Genomic DNA, 20,784 nt, shown 5'->3' with positions numbered 1-20,784 from the left:
CCGGGGCCCCTTCTGTTCGTTCTGTTCGTTCTGCTTGCTTCTGCTTCGCGTACGGACTAGCCGAGCGGGAGGCCCTTGGTGGGCAGCTGGTCGGTCGGCAGGCTGCCGCCGCCGACGGGCAGGCCGCTGTCGGTCGCGGTCGTCGCGGTGTCACCGACGACGTCGCCGGCGGAGCCCGCGACGTCACCGGCCGCCTTCTGCGCGGCCGGGGTGGCCGTCTTGCCGGTCTTGCCGACGGTCTCGCCCGCGGCCGGGACGGCCTTCTTGACGGCCTTGCTGCCGGTGTCACCCGCCGCCTTGGTGCTCTTCTGCGCCGCTCCGTCGACGGTGTCGCCGAGACTGGCGCCGTCCAGGGCGGTCAGGCCGCCCAGCTCCGCGGCGGGAAGGCCGGCGGCGCTCGCGGAGCCGGCAGCACCGACCACGGGGGCTGCGCCGGCCGCGATGATCAGTGCGGCACGGGCGATCCGACGGGTCAGGGGGAGAGACATGGTGCTCCTTCTAGGCGGGAGGGACGTTGAGTCGGGACAGTCGGTCCGACGGCCAGACGCCATGACAACCGCTCACAGGGCGGGAGAGGTTGCGGTGCACCAAGGTAAAGAGTTTGCAATGCGTCGCATTATCGGCTGTGGATGAACCCGGGCAAATGATCTGCGCGGGAACGGGGCGCCGTGGGGCTGCTTCCCTTTGTTTCCCGGGGAAAAGAGCGAGGGAGGAGTGAGGGGCCGCAGGCGCGTGCGCACCCCGCCTCCCGCGCGATCCGCTTACCGCTCCCGGGTGACCGTTCGCACTACTGCGCAGTGGTGATCCGGACCTCTCCGGAGCCCTTCCCCGCGCTCTCCGGCTGCCATTTCTTCCCGGAATCCCCGGTGGTCCACACGCGGCCCGCATAGGAGACCTGTTCGATGTGCAGCTCGGAGGAGTGAGCGACGGCCCAGTGCGCGAGCTCCCAGCCGCGCCGGTCCCCGCCGGCCCTGCCGCCGCCCGCCGCCCGCGCGGGTACCGGCACGGTCACCGTCGCCGCGGAGGTGCCGCCGGGATTCGCGCTCGCGCCCGCGGAGTCGCCCGCACCGGCCGGTGCGCCGGCGGCCCGCGCCGGGCCCGGGGATCCCGCCGCCCGGGCGCCGGGCAGTACGCCGGCCCCGAAGTCCCGTACCAGCGCGGCCCGTACGTCGGCCGGCTCGCCCCGCTGCGCGCCCGGGGGCGTCGAGCAGGTCAGCGACGCGGGCGCGCGCCCGGTGAGCGCGGCGGCCAGCAGGGCCGCGTCCGGCTCGTGCTTCGCGTACGCCTGCGGGAAGCCGCTGCGCTGGACGCGCTGGGCGGCGACGGTCAGCGGCAGCCGGGAGTAGCCGGGGACCTTCTCCAGGTGCTCGTAGAACTTCCCCGCCGAGTAACCGGGATCGAGAATCTGCTTCTCGGTTCCCCAGCCCTGCGAGGGGCGCTGCTGGAAGAGACCGAGCGAGTCCCGGTCGCCGTGCTCGATGTTGCGCAGCGCCGACTCCTGGAGCGCGGTCGCGAGCGCGATCGTCACCGCCCGCTCCGGCAGCCCGCGCGAGGTGCCGACGGCGGAGATCGTCGCGGCGTTGACCGCCTGCTCCGGAGTGATCTCGTACGTCGCCCCGTCACCCTCCGCGGAACGTACGACGCAGCGCGGCGCGCCTCCGCCGCCGGTCACGTACTGCGCCACCATGTACCCGGCCAACGCCAGCAGCACGGCGACACCCGCCACGATGCGCAGGATGCGGCCGCGGGTTATGGAAGAGGTGGACTCAGGCACGCTGCCAAAGGTACTGGAGGCGGGTGCGGGCCCCGTGGGGTCCTCGCGCTTCCGTCCGCCTGCCTCCTGCCCGGCCCGGACCGTTAGGCTCGGGGCATGGCCGAAACCATGCTTGACCTCGCCCTGGACGCCCCCGCGCTGACCGCCCGGCTCGTCGACTTCCCGTCGGAGAGCGGCAGCGAGAAGGCACTCGCCGACGCCGTCGAGGAGGCGCTGCGCGCGCTGCCGCACCTCACCGTCGACCGGCACGGCAACAACGTGGTGGCCCGCACGGACCTGGGGCACGCCGAGCGGGTCATCCTGGCCGGGCACATCGACACCGTCCCGATCGCCGGCAACGTGCCGTCCAGGCTCGACGAGAACGGCGTCCTGTGGGGCTGCGGGACGAGCGACATGAAGTCCGGCGTCGCCGTCCAGCTGCGCATCGCCGCGACCGTCCCCGCCCCCAACCGGGACCTGACCTTCGTCTTCTACGACAACGAAGAGGTCGCCGCGCACCTGAACGGCCTGGGACACATCGCCGACGCGCACCCCGACTGGCTCGCGGGCGACTTCGCCGTACTCCTGGAGCCGTCCGACGCGCAGGTCGAGGGCGGCTGCCAGGGCACTCTGCGGGTCCTGCTGCGCACGACGGGCGAGCGGGCGCATTCGGCGCGCGGCTGGATGGGGTCCAACGCCATTCACGCGGCCGCGCCGATCCTGGCCAGGCTCGCGGCGTACGAGCCGAGGCGGCCCGTGATCGACGGCCTGGAGTACCGCGAGGGCCTCAACGCCGTCGCGATCGAGGGCGGCGTGGCGGGCAACGTCATCCCCGACGCGTGCACGGTGACGGTCAACTTCCGCTACGCGCCCGACCGCGGCGAGGAGGAGGCGCTCGCGCACGTGCGGGAGGTCTTCCAGGACTGCGGCATCGCGGAGTTCGTCGTGGACGACCACTCGGGGGCGGCCCTGCCCGGCCTCTCGCACCCGGCCGCCGCGGCGTTCATGGAGGCGGTGGGCGGCAGCGCGCAGCCCAAGTTCGGCTGGACCGACGTCGCGCGCTTCAGCTCGCTCGGTGTGCCCGCGGTCAACTACGGGCCCGGGGACGCGCTTTTCGCGCACAAGCGGGACGAGCACGTCGCCGTCGAGCGCATCACGCACTGCGAAGAACGACTGCGCGCCTGGCTGACTGCCTGAATTTCACTGTTCGTCACGTCTGTGGATCTACCCTGACCGGACAATGTTCGGCAGCGGAGGGAGTACGGCATGACGATTCCTGAAGAGGAGCGGGTACCGGAAGAGCAGCGTCTGGGCCCTGTGGTACGCCGCCGCGACCAGATCCAGCCGGGCACGACCGACCAGCGGCTGCTGGACTCCGACGGTGACACGGGGTGGGTGCACACCGACCCCTGGCGGGTCATGCGGATGCAGGCGGAACTGGTGGACGGCTTCGGCGCCCTCGCCGAACTTCCGGCCGCCATCAGCGTCTTCGGTTCGGCCCGCACGCGGCCCGGCATGCCCGACTACGAAGCGGGCGTGGAGCTCGGCCGGGCCCTGGCCGAAGCGGGGTTCGCGGTGATCACGGGCGGCGGCCCCGGCGCGATGGAGGCCGCGAACAAGGGGGCGCGGGACGCCAAGGGCATCTCGGTCGGCCTCGGGATCGAGCTGCCCTTCGAGCAGGGCATCAACCCGCACGTCGACATCGGCGTGAACTTCCGCTACTTCTTCGTCCGCAAGATCATGTTCGTGAAGTACGCGCACGGCTTCGTGGTCCTGCCGGGCGGCCTCGGCACCCTGGACGAACTCTTCGAGGCCCTCACCCTCGTGCAGACCCGCAAGGTCACCCGCTTCCCGATCGTGCTCTTCGGCACGGCGTACTGGGGCGGTCTGGTCGACTGGCTGCGCGACACGGTGATCGCTCAGGGCAAGGCGTCCGAGAGTGACCTGCTGCTGTTCCACGTGACGGACAGTGTGGAGGAAGCGGTGGCGCTGGTGTCGAAGGAGTCGGAGCGGTAGCAGCCGGAGGGCGGGAGGGGCTGAAGGCCGCGGCAGCGCGGCGGCCTTCAGCCCCTCGGGGCCCCGGACGAAGCCCGGGGGAGTCCGGGGAGCGCCGTCCCGCGCCCCGCCCGCCCCCGCTCAGGCCAGCCCCCGCCGGGCGACCGCCGGTGCCCGGTGCCCCGCGATGGACGCCACCATGTCCAGCACCTGCCGCGTCTCCGCCACCTCGTGCACGCGGTAGACCTGCGCCCCCAGCCACGCCGACACCGCCGTCGTCGCCAGCGTCCCGACGACCCGTTCCTTCACCGGCTTGTCGAGCGTCTCGCCGACGAAGTCCTTGTTGGACAGCGAGACCAGCACCGGCCGCCCCGTCTCCACCATCTCGCCCAGCCTGCGGGTCGCTTCCAGGCTGTGCCGGGTGTTCTTGCCGAAGTCGTGCCCCGGGTCGATCAGGATCGCGTCACGCCGTACGCCCAGGCTCTCCGCGCGCTCCGCCAGGCCGAGCGTGACGCCGAGGATGTCCGCCATCACGTCGTCGTACGCGATCCGGTGCGGCCGGGTCCGCGGCTCCGCGCCGCCCGCGTGCGTACACACCAGGCCCACGTCGTAACGGGCCGCCACCTCGGCCAGCCGGGGGTCGACGCCGCCCCACGCGTCGTTCAGCAGGTCCGCCCCCGCCTCGCAGACCGCCTCGCCCACCTCGTGCCGCCACGTGTCGACGCTGATCACCACGTCCGGGTGGCGCCTGCGCACCTCGGCCACGAAACCGACCGTGCGCCGCGCCTCCTCGGCCGCGCTCACCTCTTCGCCGGGGCCGGCCTTCACGCCGCCGATGTCGATGATGGCGGCGCCCTCCGACACCGCCTGCTCGACGCGGGCGAGCGCGGGCTCGTCGTGGAACGTCGCACCCTGGTCGTAAAAGGAATCAGGGGTCCGGTTCACGATCGCCATGATCACCGGCTCGTGCGCTCCGAACTCGCGTCGTCCCAGCCTGAGCACCGTTTTTCCTCCTTGCGTCGGTCGCCTGCGACCTTAACCGTCGGTGCCGCATGGCACGATCGGGACTGGACGGTTTCGGCATGCGCGCGTGGCCCGGGGAGACTCTCGTGTTCTTGTTCTTGGTGGTGGCGATGGTCGTCGTGGTCGCCGCGGTCACCCTCGCCGTGGTCGGCGGAGGAGACGGCGCCGGCGGGGCCCTGCCCGAAGCGGCGCCCGAACAGCTCGTGGACCCGCTGCCCGCGACGCGCCCGGTGGGCCGCGCCGACATCGAGGCGCTGCGCCTTCCGATGGCCCCCCGGGGTTACCGGATGGGTGACGTCGACGACGTGCTCGGCCGCCTCGGCGCCGAGCTCGCCGAGCGGGACGCGCGGATCGCCGAGCTGGAGGCCGCGCTGGCCGGTGTCCAGGCCGGCGCGATCGGCGGCGCGGGCCTCTTCGGGGACGCCCCCTTCGAGAACACCCTCCCCAAGGACGCCCCCTCCAAGGACGCCCCCGCCTCCGGCGACGAGCCCCGGTCATGACGGAGACGGAGGCGGGCGGCGGCGCCGCGCCGGGCCCCGACGGCAGGCTCCGCTGCCCGTGGGGCCTGGCCACCGAGGAGTACGTCGCGTACCACGACGGGGAGTGGGGCCGGCCGGTCCACGGCGACGACGCGCTGTACGAGCGCCTCTGCCTGGAGGCGTTCCAGTCCGGTCTGTCCTGGCTGACGATCCTGCGCCGGCGCGAGGGCTTCCGCACCGCCTTCGCCGGTTTCAGGATCGCGTCGGTGGCCGCCTTCACCGACGAGGACGCCGCGCGCCTGCTCGCCGATCCCGGGATCATCCGCAACCGCGCCAAGATCGAGGCGACTCTCGCCAACGCCAGGACGCTCGCCGGCTGGCACGCCGGCGAGCTGGACACCCTGATCTGGTCGTACGCCCCGGATCCCGCGGCGCGCCCGGCCCCGCGGACGGTCTCGGACGTCCCCGCGATCACCCCGGAGTCCGTCGCGCTCTCCAAGGCGCTCAAGAAGCGCGGCATACGGTTCGTCGGCCCCACGACGGCGTACGCGCTGATGCAGGCGTGCGGCCTGGTGGACGACCACCTCGCCCAGTGCGTGGCGCGCGGAGCGGCACGGGCCTAGCGGCCGAGGTACTGCGGCTTCTCCTTGGCGATGAACGCCCGGACGGCGATGGCGTGGTCCTCCGACGCGCCCGCCCTCGTCTGGAGTTCGTCCTCCTTCTCGAGGGTCTCGCCCAGGCTGTGGTCCGCGCCGTACGCCAGGGACTCCTTGAGCGCGGCGTACGCCAGGGTGGGGCCCGCGGCCAGGGCGCGGGCGACGGCCTCGGCCTCGGCGGCCAGGTCGGCGGAGGGCACCAGCTTGTTGGCGATGCCCAGGTCGAAGGCCTCCTGTGCGGAGATCGAGCGCGGGAAGAGCAGCAGGTCGGCGGCGCGGCTCTGGCCGATCAGGCGCGGCAGGGTCCACGAGACGCCCGAGTCGGCGGTCAGCGCGACCCCCGCGAAGGACGTGTTGAAAGCGGCGGTGTCGGCGACGACACGGTAGTCGGCGGCGAGCGCGAAGCCCGCGCCCGCGCCGGCGGCGACGCCGTTGACCCCGGCGACGACGGGCTTCGGCATCCCGGTGAGGGCCCGCACGATGGGGTTGTAGTGCTCGCGCACCGTGTTCATGGTCCGGCCGGTGCCCGCCTCGCGGTCGGCGGCGAGCGAGGAGATGTGCTCCTTGAGGTCCTGGCCCACGCAGAACGCCCGGCCGGCGGCGGTGAGCAGGACCGCCCGTACCGCCGGATCGGCGGCCGCGGCCTCCACCGCGTCCCGCAGGGCGACCTTGGCCTCGGTGTTCATGGCGTTCATGGCCTCGGGACGATTGATCGTGATCGTCGCGAGTCCGTCGGTCACCTCGTAGAGCACGGTGTCGGCCATCGGTGGGTCCCCTTTTGCAGCTCGGCAGGCATGTCCTCGCCCAGCATGGCGGAGATCACCGGAGCTGCACATGTGACCTGCGTCTAACAAAGTGAGGCCCCCAGGTGCCCAGCGGCGGCGAAGTATCGCAGGCGGAACGCCGAATTGAGTGGTTTTGAGAGAGCGCGTTGCGCAAGCGATGCCGAACGATGTTGGTCATTGGGTCCTGTGATGCGGGATAATGACCTGGAAGCAATGTGTTCGATGCCGGTGACACCTGGGTTGTCGGCTGCGATGAGCTGGTTTCAGGAAGGGGAACGAGCATGGCGGCCATGAAGCCGCGAACGGGCGACGGCCCGCTCGAGGTGACCAAGGAGGGGCGGGGCATCGTCATGCGCGTTCCGCTCGAAGGCGGCGGACGACTTGTCGTCGAGCTGACTCCGGATGAGGCCGATGCGCTCGGCGACGCTCTGAAGAAGGTCGTCGGCTAACGCGGAAGCACCGAACTTTCCACTGCCCCGGCACGCCACGAGCGTGCCGGGGCAGTGGTGTGTCCGGCCCCGGGCCGCGCGGGGCGGCCCGGGTCAGCTACGGCGTACCGCGCAGAGGAGGCCGTCGCCGACCGGGAGCAGCGTCGGGAGGAGACTGCGGCTCTCGCGCACCTCGCGCAGCAGTTCGCGCAGGCGCTGGACCTCCACCGCCTGCGCCGAGGAGTCGACCGTACGGCCGTCCGCGAAGACGCCTTCGAACACGACGATCCCGCCGGGTCGCAGCAGACGCAACGATTCGGCGAGGTAGTCCAGGCACTCGTGCAGGTCGCCGTCGCAGAAGACGAGGTCGTACCCGCCGTCGGCGAGGCGGGGGAGCACGTCCAGGGCGCGGCCGGGAATGAAGCGCGCACGGTTCCCGGCGAAGCCGGCCGCGCGGAACGCCTCGCGGGCGAACTGCTGCCGCTCCGGCTCCGGGTCCACGGTGGTGAGCACGCCGTCGGGCCGCATCCCGTTCAGCAGGTAGATGCCGGAAACGCCGGTGCCCGTACCGATTTCGGCCACCGCCTTGGCGTCCGCGGTGGCGGCGAGAAGGCGCAGCGCGGCGCCGGTGCCGGGCGACACCGAGCGCAGTCCTGCCTCCTCGGCCCGGTCACGCGCCCAGCGCAGGGCTTCGTCCTCGGCGACATAGGCGTCGGCGAACGCCCAGTTCGTCTGCCGGTTGGCGGTAATGGCCCTCTCCTGTCCCCGTAGTTGGCGCAACCGTGACTGTATCCGCTGGCGTCGGGAACCCGCAGATGGGACCGGGCGTTGGAAGAGGACAGGGGAGACATGGATCAGGACCGCATGCGAGTTCCAAATTCTCGTAAAGATGCTTATCCGGAGCTAACGGGCGAGGTGGCTATGGTAGGGGCTCCACTGGACACCACCAGAGCCGATAGGGGAGGTGCGGCTGCGCCTGTGGATCGGGGAGGAGTGCTGCGGCGCTTTCTCAGGTCGGCGGGTGAGCCGAAATCCGTGACCGACATTGCTGACCGCGCACGTCCCACGCACTCCGCACAGACCGCGACCTTCGCCTCAGATGCGGAATCTCAGGCGTGGACGCCTCCCACATGGGAGGAGATCGTCAGCACGCACAGCGGTCGCGTCTACCGTCTCGCCTACCGCCTGACAGGAAATCAGCACGACGCCGAGGACCTCACGCAGGAGGTCTTCGTCCGCGTCTTCCGCTCGCTGTCGACGTACACGCCCGGCACCTTCGAGGGCTGGCTGCACCGCATCACGACCAACCTCTTCCTGGACATGGTCCGCCGCAAGCAGCGCATCCGCTTCGACGCGCTCGGCGACGACGCCGCGGAGCGGCTGCCGAGCCGCGAGCCGTCCCCGCAGCAGGTCTTCAACGACACCCACTTCGACGCGGACGTGCAGCAGGCGCTGGACACCCTCGCGCCCGAGTTCCGGGCGGCGGTCGTGCTCTGTGACATCGAGGGCCTGTCGTACGAGGAGATCGCCGCGACCCTGGGCGTCAAGCTCGGGACCGTACGCAGCCGTATCCACCGCGGCCGCTCCCACCTGCGCAAGGCCCTGAAGCACCGGTCTCCCGAAGCGCGCGCCGAGCAGCGCTCGCTCGCGACCGTGGGCCCAGGTGTCCCCGCGGTGGGCGGAGAGGGCGGAGCCGAGTGAGTGGCACCCGACCGACCTCTGCCGAGCAGCACCTGGGGGACCGGCTGGCCGCCCTGGTGGACGGCGAGCTGAGCCACGACGTCCGCGAGCGTGTCCTGTCGCACCTGGCGACCTGCGCCAAGTGCAAGGCCGAGGCCGACGCCCAGCGCCGCCTGAAGAACGTCTTCTCCACGACCGCTCCGCCGCCGCCCTCCGAGGGGCTGCTCGCCCGGCTCCAGGGGCTGCCCGGCGGATCCGGTGGCGGGCCCGACGGTGAGGACGGCGACGGCACCAGACCGTTCGGGCAGGGAGGCTTCGGGCACGGAGTCTTCGGCGGCAACGCCCCGGGAGCGAGACCCGGCGGCACCTTCGACTTCCACTACGTGCCGGCCGCCGGGCACGGCGGCGCACTCCCCGGCGCCGCGTCCGGCCGTGGTTTCCGGATCCACGACGTGGGCCGCGCGGAGGCGGAGCGCTCCGGCGGGCGCGGGAGGCGGCTGGCCTTCGCGGCGGCGAGCGCCGTCTCGCTCGCCGCGTTCGCGCTCGGCGGCGCCATGCCCGTCGGATCCGCGGGCGAGCCCAGTGCCAGGAGCGGCGGATCGGGCAACAACGTCACGCCGCTGCGTGCGGCGGGCCCGAGCGGCGCCGCCACGGAGAACACCCGCCGCCGCCCCGCGGTCAACGGCCTCCTGGCCGCGTCCACCGCGCGGCCCGCCCCCGCCGCCACGGCCGGCCCGGTGGCTGCCGGAGCCCACGGTGTCTCGCTGACGCAGCCTTTCTCGGCGCCCGCGCTCACCGGCCAGCTCCCGCTGCCGCTGATACGTCCGTCGGCTTCCGCCCTGTCGCTGGGGCCCGTCCCCGGCCGGAGCCCGTCGCTGACCGCACCGTCGCCGCTGCGGCTGGCCGCTCCGTCCCCGTCCGGGCTGCCCGTTTACCCCTGAGACTGGTTGAATCCTGGGAGGGGTGCCCCCACGGGGGCGCGGACAGCGAAGTGGCACGGCCCGACGGGCGTGCTCGTGGGGTTGCGGGGAGAACATGGACGAGGGCATGCCCACCGGGCCGAAGGCGAAGTGGTGGAGCCGTCCCGCGCCGGTCCACCGGACACCGGGGCCGGACCCGGCCCAGGCGGCCGACCGGACGGCCGGGCCTTCAGCGGCCGAAGCCGCCGAGCCGGTGCCGGCGGCCGCGGAGCCCGTCCCCGTGACGCCCCAGGGCTCCGGGCCCACGCAGACACCGCCGCAGCCGCGTCCGCAGCCCCTGCACGCGCCCGATCCGTACGCGACACCGCCGTACGGGGGCCCGGGGCCCTGGGCCCCCGCGCCGCCCGTGCAGCGGCCGGTGCCGACCCCGCCGCAGGGCACCTTCGTACCGCCCGCAGCGCCTTCGGCGACCGGGGCCGGCGCGCCCCCGGCGCCGCACCTCCAGCCCTCCCACTGGCTGGAGTACGACCCCTGGGGCGTGCACCGGCAGCCGCTGGTCCACCCCGGTGATCCCTCGGGCGCGGACGGCGGCCGGAAGAAGAAGGGCCGCCCGGGTGCGCTGCTCGCCGGGGCGCTGCTGATCGCGCTGGTCGCCGGCGGCATCGGCGGCGGCGTCGGGGCGTACGTCGAACGCAACGGCGGCATCACCCGCGTCGAGCTTCCCCAGGCCCGGGCGGAGGACGGCAAGGGCCGCGCCCCCGACAGCGTCGCGGGCATCGCGGCCAGCGCCCTGCCGAGCGTGGTCACCCTGCATGTCGGCGGGGCCGGTGAGCAGGGCACGGGCACCGGCTTCGTGCTCGACGCGAAGGGCCACATCCTCACCAACAACCACGTGGTGGACCCGGCCGGAGCGAGCGGCACCATCACCGTCACCTTCAGCGGCGGCCAGAGCGCCAAGGCGAAGATCGTCGGCAAGGACAGCGGCTACGACCTCGCGGTCGTCCGCGTCCTGGGGGTCGACGGGCTCAAGCCGCTGCCCCTGGGCAACTCCGAGAACGTACGGGTGGGGGACCCGGTGGTGGCCATCGGCGCGCCGTTCGACCTCCAGAACACCGTGACCTCCGGGATCATCAGCGCCAAGGAGCGCCCCATCACCGCGGGCGGCGAGAAGGGCGACGGCAGCGACATCAGCTATGTCAACGCGCTCCAGACCGACGCTCCGATAAACCCGGGCAACTCGGGTGGACCGCTGGTGGACACCCAGGCCCGTGTCATCGGCATCAACAGCGCGATACGGGCGGCCGACAGCGGTACGGGCCTGGAGGGCGGCCAGGGCGGCAGCATCGGCCTGGGCTTCGCGATCCCCATCAACCAGGGCAAGCGGGTCGCCGAGGAACTGATCAACACGGGCCGGGCGACGCATCCGGTGATCGGCGTCACCCTGGACATGAAGTACGCGGGCGACGGCGCCCGCGTCGGCACCAAGGGCGCGGAAGGCCCGGCGGTGACGCCCGACGGCCCCGGCGCCCGGGCCGGGATCGAGCCGCGCGACGTCATCACCGAGGTCGACGGCCGGAAGGTGCACAACGGCCAGGAGCTGATCGTCAGGATCCGCGCCCACCGCCCCGGCGACCGCCTCGAACTGACCGTGGTGCGCGCGGGCCGGGAGCGGGCCGTCACCGTGACGCTCGGCTCGGCGGACGGCAGGTGAGCGGCAGAACGTGAGCGACGGCACAAGCGTCCATATGAGTGTTGCGTGAAGGTACCGTCCGGACAGATCGGGCGGGTACCGTGGACCGGGCCCGGACCGGTCCTCTGCCTGCGGCGGGGAGGCCCACCCGACCTGCGGGCGCGGAGAACCCAAGGAGCAACAAGGTGTTCAGTGACATAGGCGCACTCGAGCTGGTGACGCTCGTGGTCCTTGCGGTGCTCGTCTTCGGGCCGGAGAAGCTGCCGAAACTCATCCAGGACGTCACGGGGATGATCCGCAAGCTCCGTGAGTTCTCCGAGAGCGCGAAGCAGGACATCCGCTCCGAACTCGGTCCGGAGTTCAAGGACTTCGACTTCGAGGACCTGAACCCGAAGACCTTCGTCCGCAAGCAGCTGATGGAGAACGACGACCTCGGGCTCAAGGAGATCCGCAGCAGCTTCGACCTCAAGAGCGAGATGGCCGAGGTCGCGGACGCGGTGCACGGGCGCGACAGCGGTTCGTCGAAGGGTTCCCCGAACGGCTCCGCCGGCAGGGCGAACCTGTCGAAGGAGCCGGCCGGCGCTCCGGACCTGCTCAGGAAGCGCGAAACGCCCGCCGGGGGCGAGCGCCCGCCCTTCGACGCAGACGCCACCTGAGGCCCGCCCTTCCGGCCGAGCCGCGTCAAGGTGGCTATCCTCCATCTGTCCGGATGCGAGGACGCCCGAGGGGGGCGGGCCGCGCCGGACGCCACGGATCAAGGAGGCGGCCGGATAGATGGAGACCACGAGTCGGGTCGGAGCGCAGGAAGCACCCCTGTTGCCCAGCACGTCCACAGCGGAGGGGGTGCCAGCGGCCCGGCGTACGGTCGACGGCTATCTGCGCGCACCTTTCCCCTGGTACGGGCTGGACGAGGCGTTCACCGGGCCCCGCTGGCTGATGCAGGTCGGCATGGCGGCGGACGGCACGGTGCAGTACGGATCCACGGGCCACGGCGAGGAGCCGTCGATACGGCCCACCGCCGACGACGCCCAGGAGAGGGAGAGCTTCGTGGTGGTCGTCACCGTCGCCAACAGCCCCGTTCGGCGCAGTGAGGACGGTACGGGTGTGATGGAGGCCACGTCGGTCTCCTCCGCCGCCTGGCTGGCCGGTTCCGGCCTGCTCTCCGCCACCTGGCCCGCGCAGCTCGACCACTCGCTGCGCGACGACTGGCTGGACCAGCAGACCGAGACGGCCTTCGCGCTGGCCGACGATCTGTCGGGGCCCGTCTGGTCGTCGCTGTCGCTGCCGGTGGACGGCGTTCCGGCGCCCTTCCACTACCGCGAGACGGAGTTCGGCTGGGTGCTGGCGGGAGCGGGCGAGGACGGCGTGATCCTGGGGGCGTACGGGCGCGGCATGAGCGCGTACGGACTGGGCTTCTCGGTGATCAAGGACATCACGACGTACGCCCACGACTAGGCGGAGCCGGCCCGGAGGCATGACGAAGGGGGGCGCCGCCCACACGGGCGGCGCCCCCCTTCGTCATCCCCGGGAAGGGCCCCGGGACGGGTCAGAACTTGTTGCGGGGGGTGATGCCCAGCGACATGCCCGACAGGCCGCGCGCGCGGCCGCCCAGCTTGCCCGCGATCGCCCGCAGCGCGGCGCCGGCCGGCGAGTCCGGGTCGGTCAGCACGACGGGCTTGCCCTCGTCGCCGCCCTCCCGCAGCCGTACGTCGATCGGGATGGCGCCCAGCACCGGCACGTTCGCGCCGGTCGTCTTCGTGAGCCCCTCGGCGACCTTCTGGCCGCCGCCGGTGCCGAAGACGTCGACCATCTCGTCGCAGTGCGGGCACGGCAGGCCCGACATGTTCTCGACGACGCCGACGATCTTCTGGTGGGTCTGCACGGCGATGGAGCCGGCCCGCTCGGCGACCTCGGCCGCCGCCTGCTGAGGCGTCGTCACCACGAGGATCTCGGCGTTCGGAACGAGCTGCGCCACCGAGATCGCGATGTCGCCGGTGCCCGGCGGCAGGTCGAGCAGCAGCACGTCCAGGTCGCCCCAGTACACGTCCGCGAGGAACTGCTGGAGCGCGCGGTGCAGCATCGGGCCGCGCCACACCACCGGCGCGTTGCCCGGTGTGAACATGCCGATCGAGATGACCTTCACGCCGTGCGCCGACGGCGGCATGATCATGTTCTCGACCTGGGTGGGCCTGCCGTCCACGCCCAGCATGCGCGGCACGCTGTGGCCGTAGATGTCCGCGTCGACGACGCCGACCTTCAGCCCGTCCGCCGCCATCGCCGCGGCCAGGTTGACCGTCACCGAGGACTTGCCGACGCCGCCCTTGCCGGACGCCACCGCGTAGACCCGGGTCAGCGAGCCGGGCTGGGCGAAGGGCACCTCGCGCTCGGCGGTGCCGCCGCGCAGCGCGCCCGCGAGTTCCTTGCGCTGTTCGTCGCTCATCACGTCGAGCTCGACGGAGACGCTTGTCACACCCTCGACGCGCTCGACCGCCTCGCGCACGTTGCTGGTGATGGTCTCGCGCATCGGGCAGCCGGAGACGGTGAGATAGACCGCGACAGCAACCGTGCCGTCTGCCCCGATCTCAACCGATTTGACCATGCCGAGTTCAGTGATCGGTCGGTGGATCTCGGGGTCGTTCACCGTCGCCAGTGCTTCGCGCACCGCGTCTTCCATAGCCATACCGTGATGGTACGGCGCTCACTGCCGCCCCGGGAAAGCCCCGTCAGCGGTCGCCTTCGTCACTCCCGGAAGCGGACTCGGGCGGGAATAGGGAGCGCCGCTCCTCCATCTCCTTGATCAGGTCCACGAACTCCGAGCGGATCCAGTCGCGGGTGGCGACCTCGCCGAGCCCCATCCGCAGCGACGCGATCTCCCGCGTGAGGTACTCGGTGTCCGCGATGGACCGCTCGTTCTGCGCCCGGTCCTGCTCGTGGGTGACGCGGTCCCGGTCGTCCTGGCGGTTCTGCGCGAGGAGGATCAGCGGGGCGGCGTACGACGCCTGGAGGGACAGCATCAGCGTCAGGAAGATGAACGGGTACTCGTCCCAGCGCAGGGCGGGGGGCGCGAAGACGTTCCAGACCACCCACACGATGATGATCAGCGTCATCCAGACGATGAAGCGCCCCGTGCCCAGGAAGCGGGCGATCCGTTCCGAGAACCGGCCGAAGGCCTCCGGGTCGTACTCCGGCAGCAGCCGCTTGCGCGGGGCGCGCGGCTGGTCCAGGCGCACCCGGGGCGCCCGCGGCAGCGCGCTCGCGCCCGTCGCGGCCCGGCCGCGCTCCCTCGGCTCGGCGCCCCTGTCACCGGCCACGGACGGCCTCCTCGTCCAGCGCGGCCCCCGGCGGCTCGTGGAACTCCGTCTCGCGCCAGTCCTCGGGCAGCAGGTGGTCGAGCACGTCGTCGACGGTCACCGCGCCGAGCAGCGAACGGCCCTCGTCCACGACCGGGGCGGCGACCATGTTGTACGCCGCGAGGTAGCTCGTCACCGCGGGCAGCGGCGTGTCCGGCGACAGCGGCGGCAGGTCGGACTCCACGACCGAGCCGACCAGCGCGAACGGCGGCTCCCGCAGCAGCCGCTGGAAGTGCACCGTCCCGAGGTACTTGCCCGTCGGCGTCTCGTCCGGCGGCCGGCAGACGTACACCTGCGCGGCCAGCGCGGGGGAGAGGTCCTGCTGCCGTACGCGCGCCAGGGCGTCCGCGACCGTCGCGTCGGGCCGCAGCACGATCGGTTCGGTCGTCATCAGACCGCCGGCCGTCCGCTCCTCGTACGCCAGCAGCCGCCGCATGTCGGCCGCGTCGTCCGGCCGCATCAGCGTCAGCAGCCGCTCCTTGTCCTCCTCGGGCAGCTCGGAGAGCAGGTCGGCCGCGTCGTCCGGGTCCATCGCCTCCAGGACGTCGGCCGCCCGCTCCTCCTTGAGCTTGCCGAGGATCTCCACCTGGTCGTCGTCGGGCAGCTCTTCGAGTACGTCGGCGAGCCGGTCGTCGTCGAGCGCGGCGGCCACCTCGGCGCGCCGCTTGGGCGTCAGGTGGTGCAGGGCGTTCGCGAGGTCGGCGGGGCGCAGCTGCTCGAAGGTGGCCAGCAGGCTCTCCGCGCCCTGTCCGTGCTCCTCCAGCGAGAAGCCGGTGACCGCCGACCACTCCACGGTCAGCGTCTCTCCGCGCCGCCGCAGCGCCCCGCCCTTGCCCTTGCGCACGAAGACCTTGTCGATCTCCCATTCGCGGCGGGCGGGCAGCTGCACGACCGACACGTCCAGGACCGTGACCTCCTCGCCGGTGTCCACCAGGCGCACCCGGCGGTCGAGGAGTTCGCCCAGGACCAGCCGCTCGGTCGGGCGCTTCTCGAAACGGCGCACGTTCACCACGCCGGTCGTGATGACCTGCCCCGACTCGACGCCCGTCACGCGCGTCATGGGGAGGAAGATCCGTCGCCGGCTCACCACCTCGACGACCAGGCCGAGCAGACGCGGCGGCCTGCGGCCCACCCGCAACATCGCGACCAGGTCGCGCACCCGGCCGACCTGGTCGCCGTTCGGGTCGAACACGGCGATGCCCGCGAGGTGCGAGACGAAGATCCGGGGAGCGCCTGATGCCATCCGATGCGCCTCCCTATGTCGGTAAATAGAGGCCGATAACGGGTTCAGGCTAGCCCGTGCAGGTCCGCCCCGCTCCCAAGGGGCGCCCGGACGGCTCCCTTCCGGACAGCGTAGACGGCACAGGTACGCTGCCTGCTGCCACCCCGGACACCCGTATGAGAGGCAGTGCGCTTGTGACTGCATTTCCCCCGGCCGCCCGAGCCCGCCGGGCTGCCCTGCTCGGCGTCGTGTGCGTCGGGCTGACCGCGGCGCTCACCGCCTGCGGTGAGGAACCGCCGCCGGACCCGGACAAGGGGACCAACGGGGTGGGCAGACTCCGGGCCTCGGCCATCGAGGCCAAGGCGCGGAACGCTGCGCGCGACGCGGAGTCGGTACGGCTCTCGGGCACCGTCGTCAGCAAGGGCCGCTCGTACAAGCTCGACATGCGGCTCAAGGAGGACGGCGGCACGGGCTCCGTGACCTCCGAGGACAGCACGTTCGAGCTGCTGCGCATCGAGGACGAGCTCTTCATGAAGGCCGGCGCCGACTTCTGGGACCACGGGGCGGAGCGGTCCCCCGAGTCCTCGGCGTCCGACGAGGCGGCCGCGGGCAAGCTGGAGGACAAGTACGTGAAGGTCCCGGACGGCGACCCTGCGTACGACCAGCTGCGCGGCTTCACGGACAAGGACGTCCTGCTCGACGGCCTGCTCGGACTGCACGGCAAGCTGGCCAAGGGCGACCGCCGCAAGGTCGGCGGCGTCCGTACGATCGAGGTCACCGGCGGCAAGGGCACGGGGGGCAGCCTCGCCGTGTCGCTGATCGGCACGCCGTACCCGCTGAAGCTGGAGCGGGCGGGCGACGCGGGTGTGGTCAGGCTCGCCGACTGGGACGAGGGGTTCACGCTGGAAGCGCCGGACAAGGACGAGACCGTCGACTACGGCGGCCGGCTCCCCAAGACCTCGGACGGCGCTTCCTAGCCGGCGCTAGCGCTTCCCGCGCTTGAGCAGGAGGCGGGGGAGCGCCGCCGGTGCGGGCCGGCGCGTCGTCGCGTCCGTCGGCAGCGGGGCGGCCGAGAGCGGGCCGTCCGGCAGGTCGGTGTTCACGCTCAGCGGCTCCAGGCGCAGCACGCGGCACTCGCGGGCCCAGCGCTCGGTCATCTGCTCGGCGTCGGGCGCGTTCAGGCGCTTGCCCTTGAGCTCGGCGACGGCTGCCTCCCACGCCTCGGACCCGGCCGGATGCTCGGTGACCGCGGCCGTCCAGGCGACGATCCGGCCGCCCTTGTCCTTGCTGCGTACGGTCACTTCGGCGCTCCCGCCGCCGGTCAGTCCGGGCAGCGGCTGCTCGCCGGGGCCGTCGCCGACCACGTAGGCGGCGCCGTCGTGCCACACGTGCCACAGGGAGCGGGCGGGGCCGGTGCCCCGTACCCAGATGAGCCCGGACTTCTTGGTGGCCTCCTCGACGAGGGCCTGGTCGAGCAAGGTCTGCGTCATGGGCGCAAGCCTAGGCCCCGTGCGCCGCGGGGCTCGACCGGGGCTGGACAGTTCCGTAACCGCGCCACGCCCCTTACCGTGATCCCGTGCCCGCAACAGCCCGCCGCACCGACGGCTCCACCACCGCGCCGGATCCGCAGTCGCCCGGATTCCACGCCGCCCCCCGTGCCGACCTCGTCCTGCTCGGCGTCGCCGTCGCCAGCGTCTCGTTCTCCGCGCCGCTCATCGCGGCGACCGCCGCCCCGGCGCTCGCCATCGCGTTCTGGCGCAACGCCATGGCGGTCGGCGTACTGACCCCCCTGGTCCTCGTCGGGCACCGCACCGGGCTGCGCCGCATGGGACGCAGGCCGCTGCTCCTCACCGTCGCCGCGGGAGCCCTGCTCGCGCTCCACTTCGGGCTCTGGCTGCCGAGCCTGCGGATGACCTCGGTCGCGTCGTCGACCGCCCTGTGCACCACCACGCCCATCTGGACGACGATCCTGCTGCGGATGCGCGGCCACCGGCCGCCCCGCATGGTGTGGGCCGGCACGGTGCTCGCCGTCGTGGGCGTCGTCATCCTGACCGGGGTCGACATGACGCTGTCCCCCCGGGCGCTCGCGGGCGACGCGCTCGCGCTCGGCGGCGGCATCGCCGCCGCCGGGTACGTCCTGCTCGGGGCCGAGGTGCGGCGGACGGTGAGCACGACGGCGTACACCTACGTCTGCTACTCGACGACCGCCCTGATCCTGCTGGTGGTCTGCCTCGTCTCGGGCGCCGGACTCGGCGGGTACGACGCCACCACCTGGCTCCAGCTCGCCGCCCTCACCGCCGCCGCCCAGCTCCTCGGCCACTCCCTGCTCAACCGCGTCGTGAGCACCCTGGGCCCCTCCGTCACCTCGACGGCGATCCTCCTGGAGACCCCGGGCGCCGCCCTGATCGCCGCGCTGTGGCTGGGGCAGCAGCCGCCGGCGGCCGCCTACCCCGCCCTGCTGGTGATCCTGTCCGGCCTCGCGCTCGTCGTCAGAGCCAGCCGTTCCGCTTGAGCGTGCGGTGGATGCTGACACAGACGACGACGATGGAGCCGAGCACCAGCGGATAGCCGTACCGCCAGTGCAGCTCCGGCATGTGGTCGAAGTTCATGCCGTAGACACCGCAGATCATCGTCGGCACGGCCACGATCGCCGCCCAGGACGTGATCTTGCGCATGTCCTCGTTCTGGGCGACGGTCGCCTGCGCGAGGTTGGCCTGGAGGATCGAGTTGAGCAGTTCGTCGAAGCCGACGACCTCCTCGTGCACCCGCGCGAGGTGGTCGGCGACGTCGCGGAAGTACTTCTGGATGTCCGGGTCGACGAGCCGCATCGGCCGCTCGCTGAGCTGCTGCATCGGCCGCAGCAGCGGCGCGACGGCCCGCTTGAACTCCAGGACCTCCCGCTTGAGCTGGTAGATCCGGCCCGCGTCCGAACCGCGCGGACTGCCTTTGGCCGGCGCGGAGAAGACATCGATCTCGACCTCGTCGATGTCGTCCTGCACGGCGCCCGCCACCGCGATGTACCCGTCGACGACGTGGTCGGCGATCGAGTGCAGCACCGCCGACGGTCCCTTGGCGAGCAGCTCCGGATCGTCCTGGAGCCGGTGGCGCAGCGCGCGGAGCGATCCCTTGCCGCCGTGCCGCACGGTGATGACGAAGTCCTTGCCGGTGAAGCACATCACCTCACCGGTCTCCACGACCTCGCTGGTGGCGGTGAGTTCGGCGTGGTCGACGTAGTGGATCGTCTTGAAGACGGTGAAGAGGGTGTCGTCGTACCGCTCCAGCTTGGGCCGCTGATGCGCGTGCACGGCGTCCTCGACGGCCAGCGGGTGCAGTCCGAACTCGGCGGCGATACCGGCGAATTCGGCCTCGGTCGGCTCGTGCAGACCGATCCAGGCGAAGCCGCCGCCCTCCCGGACGCGGACCATCGCCTCGTGCGGAGTGAGGCACTCCGCGTCCTTCACCCGGCGCCCGTCGCGGTAGACCGCGCAGTCGACGACCGCGCTGCTCGCGGACGGGTCGCGGGTGGTGTCGTAACTGCTGTACACAGTGCTGCTCTTGCGCAGGGACGGACGGACCGCTGCGCGCAGGTCACGGATCATCGACATGGCGGGCTCCTTCACGGAGAAGCCGTCAGCGAGGCATGGCACTGCCCGGAATGGAGACGTGCGGGCCGCGGCGTCGGGGCACCGTACGTCGGCAAAGCGGGCGGCACCGCGGGGACGCGGTGACGGCGTTCGCTCAGACACGGATCAGGCAAAAACGAAGTGCTCTTCCGTCGCGCGAAATGCCGTGGGCCCCGTAGGTTTCACCGGTTGGCAGCCGGGTACGAAGGGCTTCAGGCCCCGGGGAACACTGACGGTGCGGAAGAGCGGTTGGTACTGCCTGGTCGACTTCGATCCACCGCAGCCCCACCTCCTCCGGCCGGTCCCCCTTGGGGGATGACGTGATGTCGGGACTCGAAAGCCACGCTTCTGCGTGCTGCCCCGACCAGCGGCCAAGACTATCAGCCCACTGTTGTGTCAAGGTCTTTCTTCACCGTTTCCGTACGCGCCTATGCTCACGGGCATGGGAGATGTTCTTGCGCTGGTGGAAGCCCGGTTGCGTACGGCGCTGGGCGAACCGGACGCGCGCGCCGCCGTCACGTTCCTCGGTACGGACCGTATGGAGGTACTGCGTTTCGTGGACGGCGACGTCGTCCGTTACGCCACCCTCGGCATGTCGGCCCAGCCGATGGCCGACCCGACCGCGGTCCTCGCCGACCCGGTGAAGGGCCCGCGCGCCGAGCTGGTCCTGTCGGTACGGGCCGGTCTCGCCGACACCGACAAGGTGCTGCGCCCGCTCGCGGTCCTCGCGGCGTCGCCACAGGTGGAGGGTGTGATCGTGGCCCCGGGCGCCTCGCTGGACCTCGGGGAGCCGCTGTGGCCCGGGGCGCCGTTCAGCTCCGTACTCGTCGCGGAGTCCGGCGGCCTGGTGGAGGACCTGGAGCTGGACGCCCCGATGGACCCGGTGCGTTTCCTGCCCCTGCTGCCCATGACGCCGAACGAGGCGGCGTGGAAGCGGGTCAAGGGCGCGCAGGAGCTCCAGGAGCGCTGGCTGACGCACGGCACGGACCTGCGCGATCCGCTGCGTGCGTCGGTGCCGCTCGACTGATCGTCGCGGAACGCGCGGCGCCGTGCCGCCCGGCCCCCGGCCGGGGAGGCCCGTCAGGGGACCTTCCGCTCGAACGAGTGGGCGATGGTGGGTCCGGGGCTCGGGGCGGATTCGGCTCCGGACGGGTGATCGTCCTTGACGCGGGGACGGCCG

At 72.3% G+C, this 20,784-nt stretch carries 23 protein-coding genes; 13 read left to right on the top strand and 10 right to left on the bottom strand.

Features of this window, described 5'->3' with window-relative positions; all coding sequences use genetic code 11:
- Window positions 1-56: 56 nt before the first annotated feature.
- Both ACWD0Y_RS22380 and ACWD0Y_RS22375 read right to left on the bottom strand, forming a co-directional pair.
- Window positions 57-488: an ATP-binding protein gene (locus ACWD0Y_RS22380; protein ID WP_450262079.1), complete on the bottom strand. Its 432-nt coding sequence runs from the start codon at window positions 486-488 to the stop codon at window positions 57-59.
- A 299-nt stretch (window positions 489-787) separates the two neighbouring features.
- A complete protein-coding gene (locus tag ACWD0Y_RS22375; protein WP_450262078.1) occupies window positions 788-1,774 on the bottom strand; it encodes a heavy metal transporter in 987 nt (328 codons plus the stop codon).
- 96 nt (window positions 1,775-1,870) lie between these two features.
- On the opposite strand from ACWD0Y_RS22375, the gene dapE reads away from it, so the two are divergent.
- Window positions 1,871-2,950, top strand: coding sequence for a succinyl-diaminopimelate desuccinylase (dapE, locus tag ACWD0Y_RS22370; protein WP_450262077.1), 1,080 nt, complete (start codon window positions 1,871-1,873; stop codon window positions 2,948-2,950).
- Between the two features lie 69 nt (window positions 2,951-3,019).
- Window positions 3,020-3,769, top strand: coding sequence for an LOG family protein (locus ACWD0Y_RS22365; protein WP_450262076.1), 750 nt, complete (start codon window positions 3,020-3,022; stop codon window positions 3,767-3,769).
- Window positions 3,770-3,889: 120 nt separating this feature from the next.
- On the opposite strand, the gene folP is transcribed toward ACWD0Y_RS22365, so the two are convergent.
- Window positions 3,890-4,750 carry a dihydropteroate synthase gene (folP, locus tag ACWD0Y_RS22360; protein WP_450262075.1) on the bottom strand — a complete coding sequence of 287 codons (861 nt, stop codon included), beginning with the start codon at window positions 4,748-4,750 and terminating at the stop codon, window positions 3,890-3,892.
- Between the two features lie 107 nt (window positions 4,751-4,857).
- Between folP and ACWD0Y_RS22355 the strand changes: the two genes are divergently transcribed.
- Both ACWD0Y_RS22355 and ACWD0Y_RS22350 read left to right on the top strand, forming a co-directional pair.
- Window positions 4,858-5,271 carry a DivIVA domain-containing protein gene (locus ACWD0Y_RS22355; protein WP_450262074.1) on the top strand — a complete coding sequence of 138 codons (414 nt, stop codon included), beginning with the start codon at window positions 4,858-4,860 and terminating at the stop codon, window positions 5,269-5,271.
- Window positions 5,268-5,873 (top strand): DNA-3-methyladenine glycosylase I, encoded by a 606-nt coding sequence (locus ACWD0Y_RS22350; RefSeq protein ID WP_450262073.1) that lies wholly within the window; start codon window positions 5,268-5,270, stop codon window positions 5,871-5,873. The genes ACWD0Y_RS22355 and ACWD0Y_RS22350 overlap by 4 nt, the downstream gene beginning before the upstream one ends.
- Here the strand turns inward: ACWD0Y_RS22350 and chcB are convergent.
- A complete protein-coding gene (chcB, locus tag ACWD0Y_RS22345; RefSeq protein WP_450262072.1) occupies window positions 5,870-6,670 on the bottom strand; it encodes a 2-cyclohexenylcarbonyl CoA isomerase in 801 nt (266 codons plus the stop codon). The genes ACWD0Y_RS22350 and chcB overlap by 4 nt on opposite strands.
- A gap of 302 nt (window positions 6,671-6,972) precedes the next feature.
- Here chcB and ACWD0Y_RS22340 point away from each other — a divergent pair, with 302 nt between their 5' ends.
- The gene (locus tag ACWD0Y_RS22340; RefSeq protein WP_003966491.1) at window positions 6,973-7,140 is read left to right on the top strand and encodes a DUF3117 domain-containing protein; all 168 of its coding nucleotides are present in this window, start codon (window positions 6,973-6,975) and stop codon (window positions 7,138-7,140) included.
- A 93-nt stretch (window positions 7,141-7,233) separates the two neighbouring features.
- Here ACWD0Y_RS22340 and ACWD0Y_RS22335 read toward each other — a convergent pair whose 3' ends face one another.
- Window positions 7,234-7,899: an O-methyltransferase gene (locus tag ACWD0Y_RS22335; protein WP_450262071.1), complete on the bottom strand. Its 666-nt coding sequence runs from the start codon at window positions 7,897-7,899 to the stop codon at window positions 7,234-7,236.
- 141 nt (window positions 7,900-8,040) lie between these two features.
- Between ACWD0Y_RS22335 and sigE the strand changes: the two genes are divergently transcribed.
- The 5 genes from sigE (at window position 8,041) to ACWD0Y_RS22310 (ending at window position 12,864) form a co-directional block, all read left to right on the top strand.
- Entirely contained in the window at window positions 8,041-8,820 is a 780-nt protein-coding gene (gene sigE, locus ACWD0Y_RS22330; RefSeq protein WP_450262070.1) for an RNA polymerase sigma factor SigE, read from the top strand.
- Window positions 8,817-9,740 carry an anti-sigma factor family protein gene (locus ACWD0Y_RS22325; protein WP_450262069.1) on the top strand — a complete coding sequence of 308 codons (924 nt, stop codon included), beginning with the start codon at window positions 8,817-8,819 and terminating at the stop codon, window positions 9,738-9,740. The genes sigE and ACWD0Y_RS22325 overlap by 4 nt, the downstream gene beginning before the upstream one ends.
- A 94-nt stretch (window positions 9,741-9,834) precedes the next feature.
- A complete protein-coding gene (locus ACWD0Y_RS22320; RefSeq protein WP_450262068.1) occupies window positions 9,835-11,430 on the top strand; it encodes a S1C family serine protease in 1,596 nt (531 codons plus the stop codon).
- A gap of 164 nt (window positions 11,431-11,594) precedes the next feature.
- Entirely contained in the window at window positions 11,595-12,065 is a 471-nt protein-coding gene (locus tag ACWD0Y_RS22315; protein ID WP_450262067.1) for a sec-independent translocase, read from the top strand.
- 118 nt (window positions 12,066-12,183) lie between these two features.
- Window positions 12,184-12,864: a hypothetical protein gene (locus tag ACWD0Y_RS22310; RefSeq protein WP_450262066.1), complete on the top strand. Its 681-nt coding sequence runs from the start codon at window positions 12,184-12,186 to the stop codon at window positions 12,862-12,864.
- A 91-nt stretch (window positions 12,865-12,955) separates the two neighbouring features.
- Here the strand turns inward: ACWD0Y_RS22310 and ACWD0Y_RS22305 are convergent, their stop codons facing one another.
- From ACWD0Y_RS22305 to ACWD0Y_RS22295, 3 genes are read right to left on the bottom strand one after another with little or no spacing between them, the layout of a single operon-like run.
- A complete protein-coding gene (locus tag ACWD0Y_RS22305) occupies window positions 12,956-14,089 on the bottom strand; it encodes an Mrp/NBP35 family ATP-binding protein (RefSeq protein ID WP_450262065.1) in 1,134 nt (377 codons plus the stop codon).
- Between the two features lie 43 nt (window positions 14,090-14,132).
- Window positions 14,133-14,720, bottom strand: a complete 588-nt coding sequence (locus tag ACWD0Y_RS22300; RefSeq protein WP_450262064.1) for a DUF1003 domain-containing protein — start codon at window positions 14,718-14,720, stop codon at window positions 14,133-14,135.
- A complete protein-coding gene (locus ACWD0Y_RS22295) occupies window positions 14,710-16,002 on the bottom strand; it encodes a magnesium transporter MgtE N-terminal domain-containing protein (RefSeq protein ID WP_450262063.1) in 1,293 nt (430 codons plus the stop codon). The genes ACWD0Y_RS22300 and ACWD0Y_RS22295 overlap by 11 nt, the downstream gene beginning before the upstream one ends.
- 173 nt (window positions 16,003-16,175) lie before the next feature.
- Here ACWD0Y_RS22295 and ACWD0Y_RS22290 point away from each other — a divergent pair, with 173 nt between their 5' ends.
- Window positions 16,176-16,958 carry a hypothetical protein gene (locus ACWD0Y_RS22290; protein ID WP_450262062.1) on the top strand — a complete coding sequence of 261 codons (783 nt, stop codon included), beginning with the start codon at window positions 16,176-16,178 and terminating at the stop codon, window positions 16,956-16,958.
- 6 nt (window positions 16,959-16,964) lie between these two features.
- Here ACWD0Y_RS22290 and ACWD0Y_RS22285 read toward each other — a convergent pair whose 3' ends face one another.
- Window positions 16,965-17,471, bottom strand: a complete 507-nt coding sequence (locus tag ACWD0Y_RS22285; protein WP_450262061.1) for a hypothetical protein — start codon at window positions 17,469-17,471, stop codon at window positions 16,965-16,967.
- 86 nt (window positions 17,472-17,557) lie between these two features.
- Here ACWD0Y_RS22285 and ACWD0Y_RS22280 point away from each other — a divergent pair, with 86 nt between their 5' ends.
- The gene (locus tag ACWD0Y_RS22280; RefSeq protein WP_450262060.1) at window positions 17,558-18,493 is read left to right on the top strand and encodes a DMT family transporter; all 936 of its coding nucleotides are present in this window, start codon (window positions 17,558-17,560) and stop codon (window positions 18,491-18,493) included.
- On the opposite strand, the gene ACWD0Y_RS22275 is transcribed toward ACWD0Y_RS22280, so the two are convergent.
- Window positions 18,471-19,586 (bottom strand): magnesium and cobalt transport protein CorA, encoded by a 1,116-nt coding sequence (locus ACWD0Y_RS22275; protein WP_450262059.1) that lies wholly within the window; start codon window positions 19,584-19,586, stop codon window positions 18,471-18,473. The genes ACWD0Y_RS22280 and ACWD0Y_RS22275 overlap by 23 nt on opposite strands.
- Before the next feature lie 460 nt (window positions 19,587-20,046).
- Between ACWD0Y_RS22275 and ACWD0Y_RS22270 the strand changes: the two genes are divergently transcribed.
- On the top strand, window positions 20,047-20,631 hold the full coding sequence (locus ACWD0Y_RS22270; protein ID WP_093803333.1) for a suppressor of fused domain protein: 585 nt from the start codon (window positions 20,047-20,049) through the stop codon (window positions 20,629-20,631).
- Window positions 20,632-20,784 lie beyond the last annotated feature (153 nt).

The sequence above is a fragment of the Streptomyces altiplanensis genome, assembly GCF_053591575.1.
This window is presented reverse-complemented; position numbering and strand designations above follow the sequence as displayed.